The organism is Prauserella marina (genome assembly GCF_002240355.1).
GTDB classification, from domain to species: domain Bacteria; phylum Actinomycetota; class Actinomycetes; order Mycobacteriales; family Pseudonocardiaceae; genus Prauserella_A; species Prauserella_A marina.
In genome coordinates, this window is sequence record NZ_CP016353.1 from 1,285,412 (window position 1) to 1,301,663 (window position 16,252).

Below are 16,252 nucleotides of genomic sequence, written 5' to 3' on the forward strand. Positions count from 1 at the left end.
TTCCCCCGGAGTAGACGACGTCAGCCGCGTGCGGCGGCCAGTTCGAGTGCCCTCCGTGCCGCGTCGGCGTCGGTGATGAACGTCGACACCATGCCTGAACGCAGTACGGCGTCGATCGCCTCGGCCTTCGGCGTGGTGTAGCCCAGCGCGATGACCTCAGGTACCTGACGCAGTTCCTCGTGACTGATGGCCAGTACGTGGTGCGCGAGCCCGGTGGAGAGCGCGTTTCCCTCCGCGTCGAACAGCCGCGCCGCGACCTCGGCCTTGGCGCCGCGCTTGGTGATCGAGTCCCTTTCGGACGGGCTGAGCGAGTCGTAGACGGTCGATTCGTTCTCTTGCCACGCCCCGATGCTCACGACGGCCTTGGTGATGTTCCGGAACTGACCGAAGGTTTCGGCGATGCCCGGCTGCCTCCGCAGCGTCTCCGTCGTGCGCCGGTCGGGGAGGACCAGCGGCGCGAAGATCGGGTAGGCGTCTCCTCCGGAGACCCGCGCCAGCCCGCTCACCGTCTCCACGGACCGGTCCCGCATGTCCATGCCTGCCTGCACGCCGCACAACTGCACGACCGCGCAGCGGGGGAGGGACGTGATCTGTTCGGTCATCACGTTCACTGACCTCGCCCACGACAACCCGATCACGTCGTCCTTCGTGGCCAGTTCGCTCAGCACACTGGCCGCGAGCGCGCCGATGCGCCGTCGCAGCTCGGGCCTTCCCTCTGGTTGACTCGCTCGTTCGAGCACGAACGCATGTCGCAGGCCATACGCGGCCGCAAGCTCGCCCGACAACCCGGGATCGATGGGAAACGGCAGATCGAAGGTCACCTTGACGATGCCGATTTCCCTTGCCCAGTCGAGTATCCGGGCCACCTTGAACCTGCTGATCGAGTAGTCCTTCGCGATGTCGAGCTTCGAGTGCCCTCGCACGTAGAACCGATGGGCGATCGTGGCCGCCTGAACCGAATCAGTAAGGCTCACCGTGCGACTCCGTCTGCTCATATGAGCACTATAGCTGGAAATCTGAGCGAAAGGTTGACGTAACACCAGCGTTTATCCTTCAATGCCTGCACATGTCGTTGTAGCGATGAATGAACGACGCTCATATGAGCGGTGAAGGGTGGGTGGCATGCGCGCCGCGATCGTCGACCAGCCGGGGACCATCAGGGTGGGTGATGTACCCGACCCCAAGCCCGCCGAACGGCAGGTCGTCGTCAAGGTCGGCGCGTGCGGCATCTGCGGAACCGACCTGCACATCGCCGACGGGCATTTCCCGCCGACCCCGTATCCGATCGTCCCTGGGCACGAGTTCGCCGGTGAGATCGTCGAACTCGGGCCTGGTGTGCCCGGTGACTGGCGGATCGGTGACCGGGTCGCCGTCGACCCTTCACTGTTCTGCGGCTACTGCACTCCGTGCAGGTCAGGTCACGGCAACCTGTGCGCCAACTGGGGCGCCACCGGGGACACCGTCGACGGAGCCTTCGCCGAATACGTCGCCGTCCCTTCGGCCAACTGCTACCGCATGCCCGAAGGCATGACCTGGCAGCAAGGTGCGCTCGTCGAGCCCGTCTCCTGCGCGGTGCACGGTGTCAGGAGGGTCGGCGTAGAGGCCGGTGAACGGTTCCTGGTGATGGGGGCGGGAACGATGGGCCTCATCATGCAGCAGTTGCTGCAACGGGCTGGTGCCTCGGTGACCGTCGTCGACCGCAACACCGCGAGACTGGCCAGGGCCACCGAACTCGGTGCCGTCGCCGTCGCCGGCGACGCCGCCGACCTGGCCGACGAGAAGTTCGACGCCGCGGCCGACTGCACCGGCGCCGTCCCCGCCATCGAGGCGGCCTTCGACGCGTTGCGCAGAGGGGGAAGGCTGTTGGTCTTCGGCGTCGCGCCCGAAGAGGCGCGAGTGGCGCTCTCACCGTTTCGGATCTACAACGACGAGATCACCGTCGTCGGCTCGATGGCGGTACTCAACAGTTTCGGCACCGCGCTCGACCTCGTCGCGGCAGGCGCCGTCGACACGGACGCGTTGCTCACCGACACGCTTTCGCTCGAACGTTATCCCGACGCACTGGCGTTGATGCGCAGTGGCGCCGGACTCAAGGTCCAAGTGATCCCGGGAGGCGGCAACGATGCCCACACCGCTCGGTAGGCGGCGCAGGAAACCACTCATCGCGGTACTGCTGTCCACTCTGCTGCTGTTCGTCACCGGCTGCGCGGGTGCCGGTGCCATCGGTGCGGGCGGGCAGACGCTCGTCATCGCCATCGTGGCCAACCCGCAGATGAACGACGCCATCGCGCTGTCCGACCGGTTCGAGCGCGAGCATCCAGGCGTGAACCTCAAGTTCGTCTCGCTGCCGGAAAACCAGGCGCGCGCCAAGATCACCGCCTCGACCGCGACCGAGGGCGGCGAGTTCGACGTGGTGATGATCAGCAACTACGAGACTCCACAGTGGGCGGCGAACGGCTGGCTGGAGAACTTGCAGCCCTACATCGACCGCAGCGAGGGTTACGACGGCGACGACTTCATCCCGAGCATTCGCGAATCGCTGTCCTACCAGGACTCGATGTACGCGGTGCCGTTCTACGGGGAATCCTCGTTCCTCGCCTACCGCGAGGACCTCTTCCAGCAGGCGGGGCTGACCATGCCCGAGCGCCCGACCTGGCAGCAGATCGCCGACTTCGCGGCGAAGCTCGACGACAAGGCCAACGGCATCGCCGGGATCTGCCTTCGGGGCAAGCCAGGGTGGGGCGAAAGCCTCGCGCCGTTCACCACCGTCGTGAACACCTTCGGCGGCCGGTGGTTCGACGAGAACTGGAACGCCCAGCTCACCTCGCCCGAGTTCACCGAAGCCGCGAACTTCTACGTCAACCTGGTGAGGGAGCACGGCGAGGTCGGCGCGTCCAGCGCGGGATTCTCCGAATGCGGCAACAGGTATGGCCAGGGGCAGGCCGCCATGTGGTACGACGCGACGGTCATGGCCGGTACCAACGAGGACCCGGCCAGCAGCAAGGTCGTCGGCAAGTCCGGCTACGTCGCCGCACCCGTGTCCACAACGGACGCGAGCGGCTGGCTCTACACCTGGTCGCTCGCGATGCCCAAGGTGACCGAGCACAAGCAGGCGGCGTGGGAGTTCATGCGCTGGATGACCGACAAACAGTTCGTCCAGCTCGTCGGTGAGGAGTTCGGCTGGAACAGGGTTCCGCCGGGTTGCAGGCAGTCGACGTACGAGATTCCCGAGTACGCCGAAGCGGCGAGGGCATACGCGCAACCGACACTTGACGGTATTCGCGACGCACGCCAGGAAAAAGTCATGGCGGAACCGGTGCCCTATCCCGGCATCCAGTTCGTCGGCATCCCCGAGTTCCAGGACCTCGGGACCAGGGTGAGCCAGCAGCTCTCCGCGGCCATCGCGGGGCAGAAGTCGGTCGAAGAGGCACTCCAGCAGTCACAGGAGTACGCCGAGACGGTCGGCAAGGCATACCAGGAGACCCGATGACGACGACGGCGGCGGCTCCTCCCTCGGCAAGCGAAACCGCGCAACGACCGCAGGGCCGCAAGGGCGGTAGCCCGTGGAAGCGCAGAGCCCCTCTGCTGCCCGCGCTGCTCTTCGTCATCGCCGTGACGCAGATTCCGTTTCTTGTCACGGTTTTCTACTCGTTCCAGTCCTGGAACCTGGTGCGTCCCGGGTCGCAACACTTCGTCGGGTTCCAGAACTACATCGACGTGTTCGCCGACAGCCAGTTCCGCGGAGCGATGCTCAACACCGTCGTACTCACGGTGGTGTGCGTGTTCGTCTCGATGCTGCTCGGTCTCGGGCTCGCGTTGCTGCTCGACCGGAAGTTCACCGGCAGGGGTGTGGTGCGCACGCTGATCATCACCCCGTTCCTGATCCTTCCGGCCGCGGGCGCGCTGCTGTGGAAGACGACCATGTTCGACCCGGTGTACGGGCTGCTCAACTTCGTATTCGGCGGTGAGACCGACTGGTTGTCGGAGTTCCCGCTCGCCTCGGTGATGACCCAGGTCATCTGGCAATGGACCCCGTTCATGACGCTGCTCATCCTCGCCGGGCTGCAAGCGCAGTCGAAGGAAGTACTCGAAGCCGCGCAGGTCGACGGCGCGGGCAGGGGAAGAACCTTCCTCTACATCACGTTGCCACAGCTCAGCCGCTACCTGCAGCTGGCCGCGCTGCTTGGCGCGATCTACATCGTCAACTCGTTCGACGCCATCTACCTGATGACCCAAGGTGGGCCAGGTACGGCGAGCACCAACCTGCCGTTCTACATCTATCAGCGAGCCTTCGAGGGCTTCGATGTCGGTCAGTCCTCCGCGATGGGCGTCATCGTCGTCGTACTCACCCTCATCGTCGCGACCTTCGCGCTGCGCCTGATGTTCCGGACCTTCGATGTGAGCGGAGGCGTGAAATGAGACTCGGCCGGATATCGCTGACCGCGTTCACCTGGCTGGTCGCGATCCTGTTCGTCTTCCCGCTGATCTGGATGGTGCTGACGGCGTTCAAACAGGAAGCCGATGCCTACACCGACCCGCCGAGACTGTTCTTCACCCCGACCCTCGACCAGTTCGCGGGAGTGTTCGAGCGCGGGTTTCTGCCCTACCTCGCGAACTCGGGGTTCGTGACGGTCGTGTCCACCCTCGCCGTGCTGGTGCTGGGCATCCCCGCCGCGTATGCGCTGTCCCTCGCGCCCGTGAAGGGGACGAAAAACGCGCTGGGCTTCTTCCTGTCCACGAAGATGCTGCCGATCGTCGCCGCGATCATCCCGCTCTACGTGATATCGCAGAACGTGCAGCTGCTCGACAACGTGTGGGCGTTGATCATCCTCTACACGGCGATGAACCTTCCGCTGGCCGTGTGGATGATGCGCTCGTTCTTCTTGGAGGTACCCAAGGAGATGATCGAAGCCGCAAGGGTCGACGGCGCCACCCTGCCGACGCTGCTTTCCCGGATCGTGCTACCCGTCGTGGCACCCGGGATCGCCGCGACCGCCCTGATCTGCGTGATCTTCTCCTGGACGGAGTTCTTCTACGCGATCAACCTCACGGCGGCACGTGCCGGAACGGTGCCGGTGTTCCTTTCCGGATTCATCACCAGCGAGGGACTGTACTGGGCACAACTCTCCGCTGCCGCTCTGCTGGCGTCGCTGCCGGTGATGATCGTGGGCTGGATCGCGCAGAACCACCTCGTCCGCGGCCTCTCCATGGGCGCGGTGAAGTAACGGTGGCCCGGTGCCGAAAGCGCGGACCCGCTCGCGCCTTCGGCACCCGTCCGCGCTTTCAGCGTGTGGGGGACCAGTCCGTTCCGGTGAGGCGCTCGTAGACCTCCCGGTAGCGCTCTCTCGTCGCGGTGACGATATTCGCGGGGATCTCGGGGCCAGGCGGGGTCTTGTCCCAGCCGGTACTGGTCGCCCAGTCCCTCACGAACTGCTTGTCGAACGAGTGCTGCGGCCTGCCCGGCTCCCATTCGCCGGCAGGCCAGAACCGCGACGAGTCCGAGGTGAGTACCTCGTCGCCCAAGGTCAGCGTTCCGTCGGCCGCGATTCCGAACTCCAGCTTGGTGTCGGCGACGATGATGCCCTTCGTCGCCGCGTGTTCGGCCCCGCGACGGTAGATCTCGATCGTCAGCTCCCGCAGCCGTTCGGCGAGCTCGCGCCCGACCTGCGCGACGACGTCGTCGAAGGTGATGAACTCGTCGTGCCCCACGTCCGCCTTCGTGGTGGGCGTGAAGATGGGCTCGGGAAGTCGGTCGCCCTCCACGAGGCCGTCCGGTAGCGCGACTCCGGATACCGTTCCCTGCTTCTGGTACTCACGCAGGCCGAGGCCCGTCAGGTAGCCGCGGGCGATGCACTCGACCTTGACCATCTCCAATGGACGGCACCGAATCGCTCTGCCCGCGAACTCGTCCGGAACGTCGGTGGCCGACAGGACGTGATTCGGTACGACGTCACGGAAGAGCTCGAACCACCACAGCGAGAGCCGGGTCAGCAAGGCACCCTTGTCGGGAATCGGTGTCGGCAACGTCACGTCATAGACCGAAACCCGGTCTGACGCGACGAGGAGAATGTCGTCGCCGTCCTGGTAGAGATCCCGGACTTTGCCAGCGTGGATGTGCTTCACGACCGCCATCGTACGGGCGCTCGGTGGCGGTTCGGCCTGACCCTGAGGAGCGAACAACTCACTCGAACGAGTGGCCTCAAGCTCGTTCGTGCAAGCGGAAGCGGCGACGACCTGGGCCGAAACAGGCAGCGTCCGGCCAGGTGGGCAACGTCGACCTCCTGCCGTCCCGTCCCGCCATTCGCAGTAGAATCAGGTGCCCTGTGCGGCGGAAGATCGCTAGGATGAGCAACGGGTCAGGACCCGAGGAGGCGTACTCAGAGTGGCACTCCCCATCCACACCGCTCAGCAAGAAGGCTCAACCCAGCCCAACATTGCGCGGATCACCGATTACTGGCTGGATGGTGCCCATCACGACGACGCCGACCAGCGGGTGGCCGACAACATCTCGGTCTGCGCGCCGTACATGCCCTACCTCGTCCGTTCGCAGCGGGCGCTGCTGGGCAGAATGGTGCGGCACCTTCTCGGTGAGGGCATCACCCAGTTCCTCGATCTCGGCTCCGGTATTCCCACCCGTGACCACGTGCACGAGGTCGTGCAATCCGTCGACCCCTCCGGCAAGGTCGTGTACGTCGACATCGACCCCCATGTCGTCGCCGTCGGACGCGATGTGCTGGCAGGTAACGACAACGCCACCATCGTTCAGGCCGACTTCCGTGACCACGACGCGGTCTTCGCCACGCCCGAGGTCGCGAGGTTGATCGATCCGGAGCAGCCGCTCGCGATCCTGATGATCGAGGCTTTCGTCCACATCTCCGACGAGGACGGACCCGCAGGGATCGTGTCGGGCTACCGCGATCGTGTGAGCACTGGCAGTTACCTGGCAATCTCGCATTGTAGTGAGAATGAGGATCTGCTCGCGGCTTATCAGATGTTCGAGCGCATGGCGCTCGGTGCGCCGCCGATCGTGAATCTACGCTCACGTGAGGAGCTGACGAGTTACTTCGCCCGGCTCGATCTCATCGAGCCGGGCGAAGTACCCATTCACCTGTGGCGTCCCGAGTCCGATGACGAAGTCGACCGCAACCCGGACCAGGTGCAGATGCACGCCGGGATGGGGCGCAAACTCTGACCGTCGGACGCTGGCCAGCGGGTGCGGCGCGGTTCATCACGCCCCGATTCGAGCCGACTGCTCGGCAACCCGCCGGACGACCTTGTCGTTCGACTTCGCCAAATGCAGGGCGCCCAGCATTTCGGTCTCGATGATCCGCAGCGGTGTGTAGAGGTCCTTGTCGTGCCACAGCGCGGGATGCCGTGTGTTCTCGATGTTGGCGAGCAGGAAGGCGCAGCCCCGCGCCGCCGCGATCGCGACAGCGTCGTTCTCCTCGTTCGCGGTGGTGGCCAGCAAAGTCCGGACCGCGAAGGCCGTTTCCTCGGCCGTACCCTCCCAGCGTCCCCACGAACCGTCGGCACGCTGGGCTCCCAGTAGCCAGTCCACGGCCTTCGTCACGGCCGGCCTGCCCTTCGTGCCGCCGTAACGGGCGAGGGCGGTAGCGCAACAGGCGATGGAGTAAAGCGGCGACGCGTGCCATTTGTCGGCCCACGTACCGTCCGGACGCTGTTGTTCCACCAGCCACGCGGTGACTTTGGCCGCCGCGGCGGCACAATGGGCCTTTTCTTGCGGGTCAGGGCTTACCGAGGCTCCCAGTGCTTGCAGGACGTGCGCGTTGGTCGTCGTCGAAGGGGTCCGTTCCTCGGGGAACGTGCTGAAGTGGTCGTCCGCCTCGTACTCCCACAAAGGGCGCGGAGACCGCGGACTTCCGAGGCGAGCCAGCGCGTAGAGCGCACTCGCCGTGTCGTCGGCGTCGGCCGGGAGGCCGAGCCCGCCGGCCGCGCCATGAGGTCCGAATGCCTCGTGCAGACTGTCCACCAGCGCCGACGGTGCCGTGAACTCGATGCCGCAATCGGCCAGTGTGGACAGTACCCACGACCGCTCGAACAAGGCCAAGGGCGCCGCGACGGGAACCGCGGCTACGGCAGGATCCTGGACATCGCGCAGGTAGCCGATCGAGGGATGGCGGTTCTCGGCGATCACGTCGTCACCCAGCCAGACCGCCGTCGCGGCGGGCGAACAGCCCACGATGCGGCCCTCGACCGGTTTGACGAAGCGCGCTCGCCGTGCGGGTTCGCCGATCGTTTCCAAGGAATGCCACAGTTTTTCCGGCAGCGCGGTTCCCGACTCGACGGCGGCCCGCAGCGCGATCAGCAGGTCGCCGTTGGTTCCAGAGGGGACCGGCAGTGTGGGCACATTCCGTTCGGAGAGCCGGCTGTTGATGTCATGGACGAGCCCGGGAACGATGATCTCGATCGCGACGGTGTCCGGAAGGGAATCGTTGCGCGGCAATCGATTCCTGAGGACGTCGATCCCTCGCATAGCCGCCGAGTCGACCGAGGGCGAACAGCCAGATCTGCGCGACTCGGCCAGCAAGGCTTCCGTGGCGCTGAGTGTGGGTACGACGTCGTAACGCCCTGGGCCTCCCCAGCTCCCGTCCGGTCGCTGTTCGTCGAGCAGGTATCGCACTCTTCGGTCGTGTCCGGACAGTGAGGGAGCCATGGACACCAGTCGGCCGGTCTCGTACACCGATGGTGAGAACCTGCCACGATCGTCTTCGGTCATCTCCGACAACAGGTCTGTGACGGCTTTCCCAGTCGATTCCGGCCACACAGCGGGCGAGTCCATGAAGCACTCCTTGGCGTTGCCAGCTTTGAGATATCCAGGGTCACCCGGGTGAGTGAGCGAAACTCCAAAGTAGCATCCCGGCCAAAGGTGTCACATCGGACATGATCCGGATGGAGCAGCGTTGTGTTGGTCAACCGGCCACGTTGAACTGTTTGGATGAAGCGGCGGAACTGGTGCTGCCTCCGGGGACATCGTTGCTGTCGTCGCGATAGCGAATGCGGTATGTGCCAGTGGTTTCCCAAGGTACGGTCCACCGATGGTCACCGTGGCCGCGACGATGTCCTGTCAGCGCAAGGCAGTGCTCAGCGAGCCGCGAGATGTTCCAGCAGCAATGCGCTCAACGCTTCGGGCACCTCCTCGGGGATCCAGTGGGTCACGTCTTCGAGCATGTGAAAGGCGTAGGGTCCGCTGACCCAGTTCTCGGTGTCGAAGGCCGCTGTCGAGCCGAAGGCGACATCCTCGGTGCTCCAGATGTACAGCGTCGGCACAGCCACCTTGCCCGCCTCCGCACGTGGCCGCCCGGCCCGGTACCAGTTCAGCGCGGCACTGAGTGCCCCAGGTTCCGAGAGCCGGAGTACGTAGTCCTCGACTCTGCTGAGAGGAACCTTCCACTCGAACATCCGGCGCAGCGCCTCGGCGTTGTTCGCGAGCATGCGTTGTTCGGTCGACGACTGACGCCATTCGGTCAGGTAGGCCGAGCGCATAGCCTGGTCCTCGTCGGAACGGATCGCCCGCGCGAGCGCGGAGGGGTGCGGTGTGGACACGGCGGTGAACGAACGGAGCCGGTCGGGATGTTCAGCAGCCGCCCACCAGCCCACGGCGGCGCCCCAGTCGTGGCCGACGAGGTCGAACCGGCGCCAGCCGAGTGCGTCGGCGACCGCGAGCACGTCGCCGACGAGGACGTCGACGCCGTAGTCGGCGACGTTCTCGGGCCGGACCGAGGGGGAGTAGCCCCTCTGGTCGGGTGCGACAGCCCGGTATCCGTGGCCGCCGAGTGTCGCGACCTGGTGTTCCCACTCCAGGGCAGCCTCGGGAAAACCGTGCAACAACAGCACCGGGCGCCCTTCGGCGGGGCCTGACGCTATGGCGTCGAAGGCCCCGGCCTCAGTGGTGACGGTGAGTTGTTCGATGCTGGACTGGTCGGTCATTGCCGGAACCCTAGCCGTGTCCATGGCGGGTCATGCCGCCCGTGGGTGCTTGCCGATGAGATGCGCCGTGTTGCGCCTGGGTCTTCGTGCCGGATCGAGCCAGGCCGGGGGAACGAACTCCGGTAGCCGGTCGGCGGAGTTGACGCGTACTTCCCAATCGGTGTGGTGTATCAGCCGATGATGGTGCGCGCAGACGAGCACCATGCTGTCGATATCGGTATTACCACCGTGATCCCACCATACGATGTGGTGTGGTACGCACCATTTGGGACCACGGTCGCAACCGGGGAAGGCGCATCCCTTGTCCCGCAACGCCAACGCCCTTCGCTGGGCTTTGCTGGCGTGCCGGGAGGATCGGCCGAGGTACAGGACCTCGCCGTCGGTTCCGAAGATGGCGGGGATGACCTGCGCCTCGCAGGCCAGCCTCCGCAGTTGTTCCGGCGTGGAGTAACCGGGCAGTTCGGTCGAGGACTGCCGGGTGCGGTCTTCGAGTTCAGCCAAGGTGATCGTCGCCGTGAGTACGGCGCGCTCTCCACCCTGGACCGTCAGATCCTCTGCTCTGGCCGCCGAATCGATGATCTCGGCGAGTGCGTCTCCCTGACGTTGTGCCATGGTTCGCGGATCGGGATGTCCGTCGTCGTCCTTCGGCCGCGGTTTCGCCAGCGGGCCGAACAAGCCTTCGAGTGTCGCACCGGTTTCGGGGTCGAGGTTTCCCGTGAATTCGAGTTGCCCGTTTCTGCGGTACCGGTACCGGAACTCTCGCGTCGGCGCGGCGAGTTCGGGTTCCTCGACCGGTTGGCGTTCGGAGTCCCAGTACGCGATCAGCCGATGCCCCGCCGCGCGTACCGCCTCCGGGGACGCCTGTGCCGCGAGGTCGAGGAGCGTCTGCTCCGCGTCCGCCCGTTCCTGGCCGGAGACGGTGTCGGGGCACCGCGCGAAGATCCGCGTGATTTCGCGAAGATGCTCGCGTCCGAGTCCGCCGGTGTTCAAAAGGCGGGCGGTCGCGACAAGGGGTGCCGGTAGTTCCTCACCCTCGGGCGATCGTCGTGCTTGGGTCGCCAAGGCGTCGGCCAGCCGGGCGTGCGCTTCGCGTGCGGAAACACGCAGTTCGGTACGCAACATGGCCACGGAATCGCGATAACCCAGGTTTTTGGCCAGCCCTCTCCTCTCGGCTTCGCCGACGGCGGCCAGCATTTCGGCATGTGCTTGCCGCAATGCCGACTCGCGGCGGGCCAGTAGCGCCGCCAGTTCCCGATCGTCGAGTTGCCACAACGCATCGGATAGTGCCTGTTCCATCATCCTCCCCCCAATACACTCACCAACCTACCACCCACTTCGAACACACGTTCGACCACTTTTGCGTGAATCCCTTTGCGCGGAACCGCGAAACGGTAGTGAAAGCACCATTCGCACCACGAACCACCAGAGGCACACCCAAACCCGCCGCTCAAACCAGAACACACACGAACACGCCCTGGAACGCCCGGACAACGAACGAACCCGGCAAAAGGCAGGCGGCGCGCGGGAACCGCTGTCCCGAACCCGCCTGCCGTCGAGCCGGGAGCGCCCTCGCCTCACATCACATCAGGTGCTCACACACCCCAGTCCGGCCGCAAAGGCATCGCCGAATCGCCGTTCGCGCCGACTTTGACCCCGAGAACCTGCTGTAGCTCGATCTTGTGTCGCTCGAAGGCGAGCCGTGAGGCCGCCATGTAGAGCGCCCACACCCGTGCCCTGCGGACTCCCGCTTCCCCGACGGCTTCCGTCCAGTTCGCGTCGAGATTCGCGCACCAGCCCGCCAGCGTGCGCGCGTAGTGTTCGCGCAAGTTCTCGGAATGCCGGACCTCGAAACCGTGGTCGTGCATGGCCGAGATGATCGCGCCGACGCCTTCGAGTTCGCCGTCGGGAAAGACGTACCGGTCGATGAACGGTCCGGTGTGGTTGGGTTCCCTGTTGCTCGGTCTCGTGATGCAGTGGTTGAGCAGCCTGCCTTTGTCCTTGAGTTTGGAGGCGAGGAACCGGAAGTACGAGGGTAGGTTGCGCGCACCGATGTGTTCGGTCAGCCCGATCGAGGAAATCGCGTCGAACTGGCCTTCCTTCACGTCCCGGTAGTCGAGGTGGCGTACTTCGGCCCGGTCGGCGAGTCCTCTTGAGACGATGTTCTTCTGTGCCCACTGGGCCTGTTCCCGCGACAGCGTCACGCCGAGCGCTTGCACTCCGTAGTGTTCCGCCGCGTGAGCCACCATGCCGCCCCAGCCGCAACCGACGTCGAGCAGCCGCATTCCCGGCTTGAGGCCGAGTTTGCGGCAGACGAGGTCGAACTTGTGGAACTGGGCCTGTTCGAGTGTCGCTTCCGTGCTGGGAAAGCAGGCGCAGGTGTAGGCCATGGAGGGGCCGAGCACGAGTTCGTAGAACCGGTTGGAGACGTCGTAGTGCTGTGAGATCGCGGCGCTGTCCCTCGACTTGGAATGCCTCAGCCCTTGGAGTGCTCGCCTGATCCTGTTCGGGGCCTCCTCGGAGGGAACGGGCATCGGCCGGAAGTGCCGGGCGCCGAGCTGCCGCAGGATCCACAGCCGGTCGGCGACCGTGAGGCCGTCGATGAGGCTCGACATGTACTTGAGCACGTCGTACAACTCGCCGCTGACGTCGAGATGACCGGTGACGTACGCACGGGCGAGCCCGAGTTCGCCGGGAGCCGACAGCACGTAGCTCAATGCGGCCGGAGAGCGGATCTCAATGTGAGCCGACGCTTCCGGATTGCCGATCGAGCTGTCTTCGTACGTGGTCACCGAGACGGGGGCGTCCGTGTTGAGAAACCGGCCGAATACCCGCCCTAATTCGCCTTGTGCCATGGTTGCTCACCTCACTTACCTCGCTTTGACGCATTTGTCGTAGAGATCCAGCAGCCTGTGTCCGGGGTCGTAGCGGTCCTTCAGGGCCCGGTATGTTTTTCCGTTGTAGAGCTGCCAGAACGTGTCCGGGTCGTAGAAGCTTTCCGAGTAGAGGGATTTGCGTCCGCCCAGTTCGGTCACCGTTTTCTCGATCAGCCTGTTGTTGCTGCCTTCTCGCTGGCCTGGCGCGAGTGGAACGGTCGCCCAGAACCCGAAGTTGATGTACAGCGAGCCGGGGTCGAATTGGTAGAGCGGCCAGGTTCGGTCGCTGTCTCGTTGCCGGACGGGGCACATCCACACCGGGCTGATCGGAATTTCCCGGTGGAAGAAATCGAGGAAATCGGCGGCCTTGCCGACCGGTACCTCGATGTCCTGAATCACGGCTTCCCGTCGCGGTTTTCCCAGTGCGCGGTTGAGTCCGGCCAGCCACTGGTGGTGTCGCTCGAACGTGACGACCTTCCAGTAGGTTTGTGAGCGCAGCAGCTTCGGCCCGGCCAGCAGGCGGACGAGCCGGTTCTGCGCGCCGAGCGCGCGCGAGCACCAGAACCAGTCGGTGTCCCATCGCCACAGGTAGTCGCGCACGGGGAGATGGTCGATCGTGCGTTCCCTGATCGACTTGTAGTAGATGTCCAGCCACGTGTAGTCGCTCGTTTCCGGAGCTTCGCCGGTGAAGGTACCCAACGTCAAATACATTTCCCGGGGTCCGAACACGGTTCCGTCGACGAAGTCCGCTGCCCTGTCCCGGCAGGCGCGGTTCACCGCGTCGAAGTATTCGACGGTATCGCTGTAACGGATGTGTTCGAGCCGGACAAAGGGGCGAACGGGTTCGAGTTCGATCCGCAACCGCAGCGCGTAGCCGAGTGTGCCGTAGGAGTTGGGGAAGCCGAAGAAAAGGTCGCTGTGTTCGTTGTCCCGCCTGGCCAGCACAATGTCTCCCGCGCCGGTCAGCAGGTCCATTTCCAGGACCGATTCGTGTGGCATTCCGTTGCGGAACGAGGACGATTCGATGCCGAGCCCCGTGACGGCTCCACCGACGGTGATGGTTTTGAGCTGGGGGACGACCAGCGGCATGAGCCCGTGCGGCAGCGTCGCGTCGACAAGCTGCTCGTAGGTGACCATCCCTTCCACGTCGGCGGTCCTCGCGACCGGGTCGACATCGAGCACATGGGTGAATCCGGATACGTCGAGTCCTGGGCCGGTGGTACCGGCGCGTGGTCGGAAGAGGTTCGAGGTGCGTTTCGCGAGCCTTACCGGTGCCCCGGGTGGCTGAGCGGCGAGTCGCGTGCGCAATGCGGCCACCCGCTCGGCATATCCGGCGGCCGTCGTCGAACGATTCCCAACGGGCGAACGGTCCCCGGCGCCGTTGTTTTTCAGCGCCATGAACCCATGATCGCTCTGGTTGGCCAACGCTGCCAGTGGCGGCGACCGGGTTTCACCCCGCACGCCACCGAATCGTCCGATTGACCTTGGGTCGGCGCGGGCACTATACAAATTGTTGGTCGGGGAAAGCTACTTGGGCCGTGGCTGTGGCTGCGGTCCGAACCGAAGTGGGTGAGTTCTTCCGTGGGCGACCTTTCGTCCGACCGTCCTGCCCAGCCGAGCGCCGACGCCGTCGCGAACGCGGCACTCGAATTGCAGCGCGCCAGAAGTGCGCTCGAAAGCGGGGATGGTGACCTGCGGGCGTTGCACGAGGCTGTGAAGGGGGCGGCGAGGTTGACCAGATCGCTTGCCGCGACCGTCGACCGGCTCGTGAGGTACACCCCTGGCACCGTCGAAAATCGCAAGGTGGCGCGCGATCTCGTGGCGGATCTCAGGGCGCTGCGGAGTTGCCTGACGGCGGGTGCGGCGCTCATCGATCCAGCCGTCGACGATTTGCGGGATCTGGCCGACAGCGCCGGTTCTCCCACCGGTGGGGCCGGCGTCGGACACTCGATAGGCGAGCCGTTCGACCCCGACGCCGATTTCGCCGCGAGATGGGAGGAGTGGGTTTCCGCGCGGCCGGGGACGTGAGCTTCCGGTTACGGCGCCTCGAACACCCGTTGCCCGCGGGCAAGTACGTTCTTCGGGTCGTACTTCTTGACCGCCGCGGCGAATGCCTCCCACGCGTCGCCGAAGTGATCCCGCCATTCCTGCGGGGTCATCGGTAGTGCGTTGACCGGGTAGACGGCGCCTTCGACCAGCCGCGCGCGTTCGGCGACGGCGGCGTTGAGTTCGAGCATCCTTCCGGTGGCGGTGACGTCGTAGGGATCGCCGGTACGAAGTACCGCGAACAGCCACCCGATGTCGGTTGCCGGTTTCCGCAGCAGCGGCGTGCCGAGGGTTTCGGCGCGCAGCGGGTAGAGCAGGACGACGCCGGAATCGCCAAGATCGTCTCCGCTGGTCTCGGCCAGAGTCTCGGTGACGACGTCGGCGATTCCGTCGTCGGGGGCGAGCACGGTGATCCAAGGATGGGGGCGGAACCAGCTTCCGTCGGCACTGAGCACCGTTTGGCTCTCTGCCATGCGGTCGAGGAAGCCGTGGTAGGTCCTGTCCTCGGTTTCCCTACCTTCGTGATCGAAGGAAAGGCCGGCCAGCAGGGCCGCCTCGTCCGGCTCGTCAGGCAGCGAGAAGTAGCTGGTGCCTTCGAGGACGTACCGCCATTCGCCGCTGTCGTCGCCGAGTACGACCCGGCCTTCGAGGTGGTCGAACCGGGAATCGCCGACGGCGGTGCGCTGATCGGTGAGGTAGTCGTCGAGTGAGTCGTAGGTCAGTTTCCACTTGCGCGCGCGTTGCCGGGCGGGCCGCAGCCGCAGGGTGGCGCGGGTGATGACACCGCAGTGGCCGAGCCCCGCTCGCACCGCGTCGAACAGGTCGCTGTTGTTCTCGGCCGAGCAGCGTTTGAGCTCTCCTTCACCGGTGACGACCTCCAGTTCGGTGACGGTGTCGGTCTGTGCTCCGTACCGGTGGGTCGCGCCGCCGATGCCGCCGACGGCGAGGGTGCCGCCGACTGTGAGTTCCAGGTAGTCGGTCAGGACCGGAGGAGTGAGACCGCGGGGAAGGCTCGCCGACAGCACCTGTTGCCAGCGTGCGCCGGCGTCGACGAGCAGTTCGTTGCCGGTGCCCTCGTGGACGGTGGCCATCCCGGACATGTCGAGGACGATGCCGCCTTCGGATTGAGCCTGGCCGAACGGTGAGTGGCCCGCTCCTCGCGCGGCGACGGGGACACCCCGCGAACTGGCGAATTCGAGCACGGCCGACACGTCGGCGGCCGAGGACGGCCTGACGACGAGACGCGGTCTCGCCTGCACGATGTGCCCCCAGTCCCGTGCCGCCGCGGCGAGGCTCGCTTCGCCATCGAGGATGTCACCCTCAAGGGTCGGCAGGTCGGAGCGTTCGAACGAGTCCGGCATCTGCCGGACTCTAGCGGTTGACCC

Annotated in this window: 14 protein-coding genes; 6 read left to right on the forward strand and 8 right to left on the reverse strand. The window is 65.5% G+C overall.

Going from position 1 to position 16,252, the window contains the following annotated elements:
- Window positions 1-20 precede the first annotated feature (20 nt).
- The gene (locus BAY61_RS05920) at window positions 21-995 is read right to left on the reverse strand and encodes a sugar-binding transcriptional regulator (RefSeq protein ID WP_091799473.1); all 975 of its coding nucleotides are present in this window, start codon (window positions 993-995) and stop codon (window positions 21-23) included.
- A gap of 127 nt (window positions 996-1,122) precedes the next feature.
- Between BAY61_RS05920 and BAY61_RS05925 the strand changes: the two genes are divergently transcribed.
- Genes BAY61_RS05925 through BAY61_RS05940 form a run of 4 tightly spaced genes read left to right on the forward strand, consistent with a single transcriptional unit; the run spans window position 1,123 to window position 5,225 of the window.
- Complete coding sequence (locus BAY61_RS05925; protein WP_091799476.1) at window positions 1,123-2,142, forward strand: zinc-dependent alcohol dehydrogenase family protein; 1,020 nt, start codon at window positions 1,123-1,125, stop codon at window positions 2,140-2,142.
- Window positions 2,123-3,490 carry an ABC transporter substrate-binding protein gene (locus BAY61_RS05930; protein ID WP_091799478.1) on the forward strand — a complete coding sequence of 456 codons (1,368 nt, stop codon included), beginning with the start codon at window positions 2,123-2,125 and terminating at the stop codon, window positions 3,488-3,490. Before BAY61_RS05925 ends, BAY61_RS05930 begins: the two co-directional genes overlap by 20 nt.
- Window positions 3,487-4,419 (forward strand): carbohydrate ABC transporter permease, encoded by a 933-nt coding sequence (locus tag BAY61_RS05935; RefSeq protein WP_091799481.1) that lies wholly within the window; start codon window positions 3,487-3,489, stop codon window positions 4,417-4,419. The genes BAY61_RS05930 and BAY61_RS05935 overlap by 4 nt, the downstream gene beginning before the upstream one ends.
- Window positions 4,416-5,225, forward strand: a complete 810-nt coding sequence (locus BAY61_RS05940; protein ID WP_091799484.1) for a carbohydrate ABC transporter permease — start codon at window positions 4,416-4,418, stop codon at window positions 5,223-5,225. Before BAY61_RS05935 ends, BAY61_RS05940 begins: the two co-directional genes overlap by 4 nt.
- 58 nt (window positions 5,226-5,283) lie before the next feature.
- On the opposite strand, the gene BAY61_RS05945 is transcribed toward BAY61_RS05940, so the two are convergent.
- Complete coding sequence (locus BAY61_RS05945; RefSeq protein ID WP_176879589.1) at window positions 5,284-6,132, reverse strand: phosphoribosylaminoimidazolesuccinocarboxamide synthase; 849 nt, start codon at window positions 6,130-6,132, stop codon at window positions 5,284-5,286.
- Window positions 6,133-6,382: 250 nt separating this feature from the next.
- Here BAY61_RS05945 and BAY61_RS05950 point away from each other — a divergent pair, with 250 nt between their 5' ends.
- The gene (locus tag BAY61_RS05950) at window positions 6,383-7,192 is read left to right on the forward strand and encodes an SAM-dependent methyltransferase (protein WP_094168480.1); all 810 of its coding nucleotides are present in this window, start codon (window positions 6,383-6,385) and stop codon (window positions 7,190-7,192) included.
- A gap of 36 nt (window positions 7,193-7,228) precedes the next feature.
- Here the strand turns inward: BAY61_RS05950 and BAY61_RS05955 are convergent, their stop codons facing one another.
- The 5 genes from BAY61_RS05955 to BAY61_RS05975 all read right to left on the reverse strand — a co-directional run bounded on the left by BAY61_RS05955 (window position 7,229) and on the right by BAY61_RS05975 (window position 14,219).
- A complete protein-coding gene (locus BAY61_RS05955; RefSeq protein ID WP_091799486.1) occupies window positions 7,229-8,800 on the reverse strand; it encodes a prenyltransferase/squalene oxidase repeat-containing protein in 1,572 nt (523 codons plus the stop codon).
- A gap of 302 nt (window positions 8,801-9,102) precedes the next feature.
- Entirely contained in the window at window positions 9,103-9,948 is an 846-nt protein-coding gene (locus tag BAY61_RS05960; protein ID WP_091799507.1) for an alpha/beta fold hydrolase, read from the reverse strand.
- Between the two features lie 30 nt (window positions 9,949-9,978).
- Window positions 9,979-11,247, reverse strand: coding sequence for an HNH endonuclease signature motif containing protein (locus BAY61_RS05965; RefSeq protein ID WP_245865846.1), 1,269 nt, complete (start codon window positions 11,245-11,247; stop codon window positions 9,979-9,981).
- Between the two features lie 293 nt (window positions 11,248-11,540).
- Window positions 11,541-12,800 carry an SAM-dependent methyltransferase gene (locus tag BAY61_RS05970; protein ID WP_091799511.1) on the reverse strand — a complete coding sequence of 420 codons (1,260 nt, stop codon included), beginning with the start codon at window positions 12,798-12,800 and terminating at the stop codon, window positions 11,541-11,543.
- Window positions 12,801-12,815: 15 nt separating this feature from the next.
- Window positions 12,816-14,219, reverse strand: a complete 1,404-nt coding sequence (locus tag BAY61_RS05975; RefSeq protein ID WP_091799514.1) for an FAD-binding oxidoreductase — start codon at window positions 14,217-14,219, stop codon at window positions 12,816-12,818.
- 171 nt (window positions 14,220-14,390) lie between these two features.
- Between BAY61_RS05975 and BAY61_RS05980 the strand changes: the two genes are divergently transcribed.
- Entirely contained in the window at window positions 14,391-14,849 is a 459-nt protein-coding gene (locus BAY61_RS05980) for a hypothetical protein (RefSeq protein ID WP_143021343.1), read from the forward strand.
- 8 nt (window positions 14,850-14,857) lie between these two features.
- Here the strand turns inward: BAY61_RS05980 and BAY61_RS05985 are convergent, their stop codons facing one another.
- Window positions 14,858-16,228 (reverse strand): FAD-binding protein, encoded by a 1,371-nt coding sequence (locus BAY61_RS05985; RefSeq protein WP_091799521.1) that lies wholly within the window; start codon window positions 16,226-16,228, stop codon window positions 14,858-14,860.
- Between the last annotated feature and the right edge of the window lie 24 nt (window positions 16,229-16,252).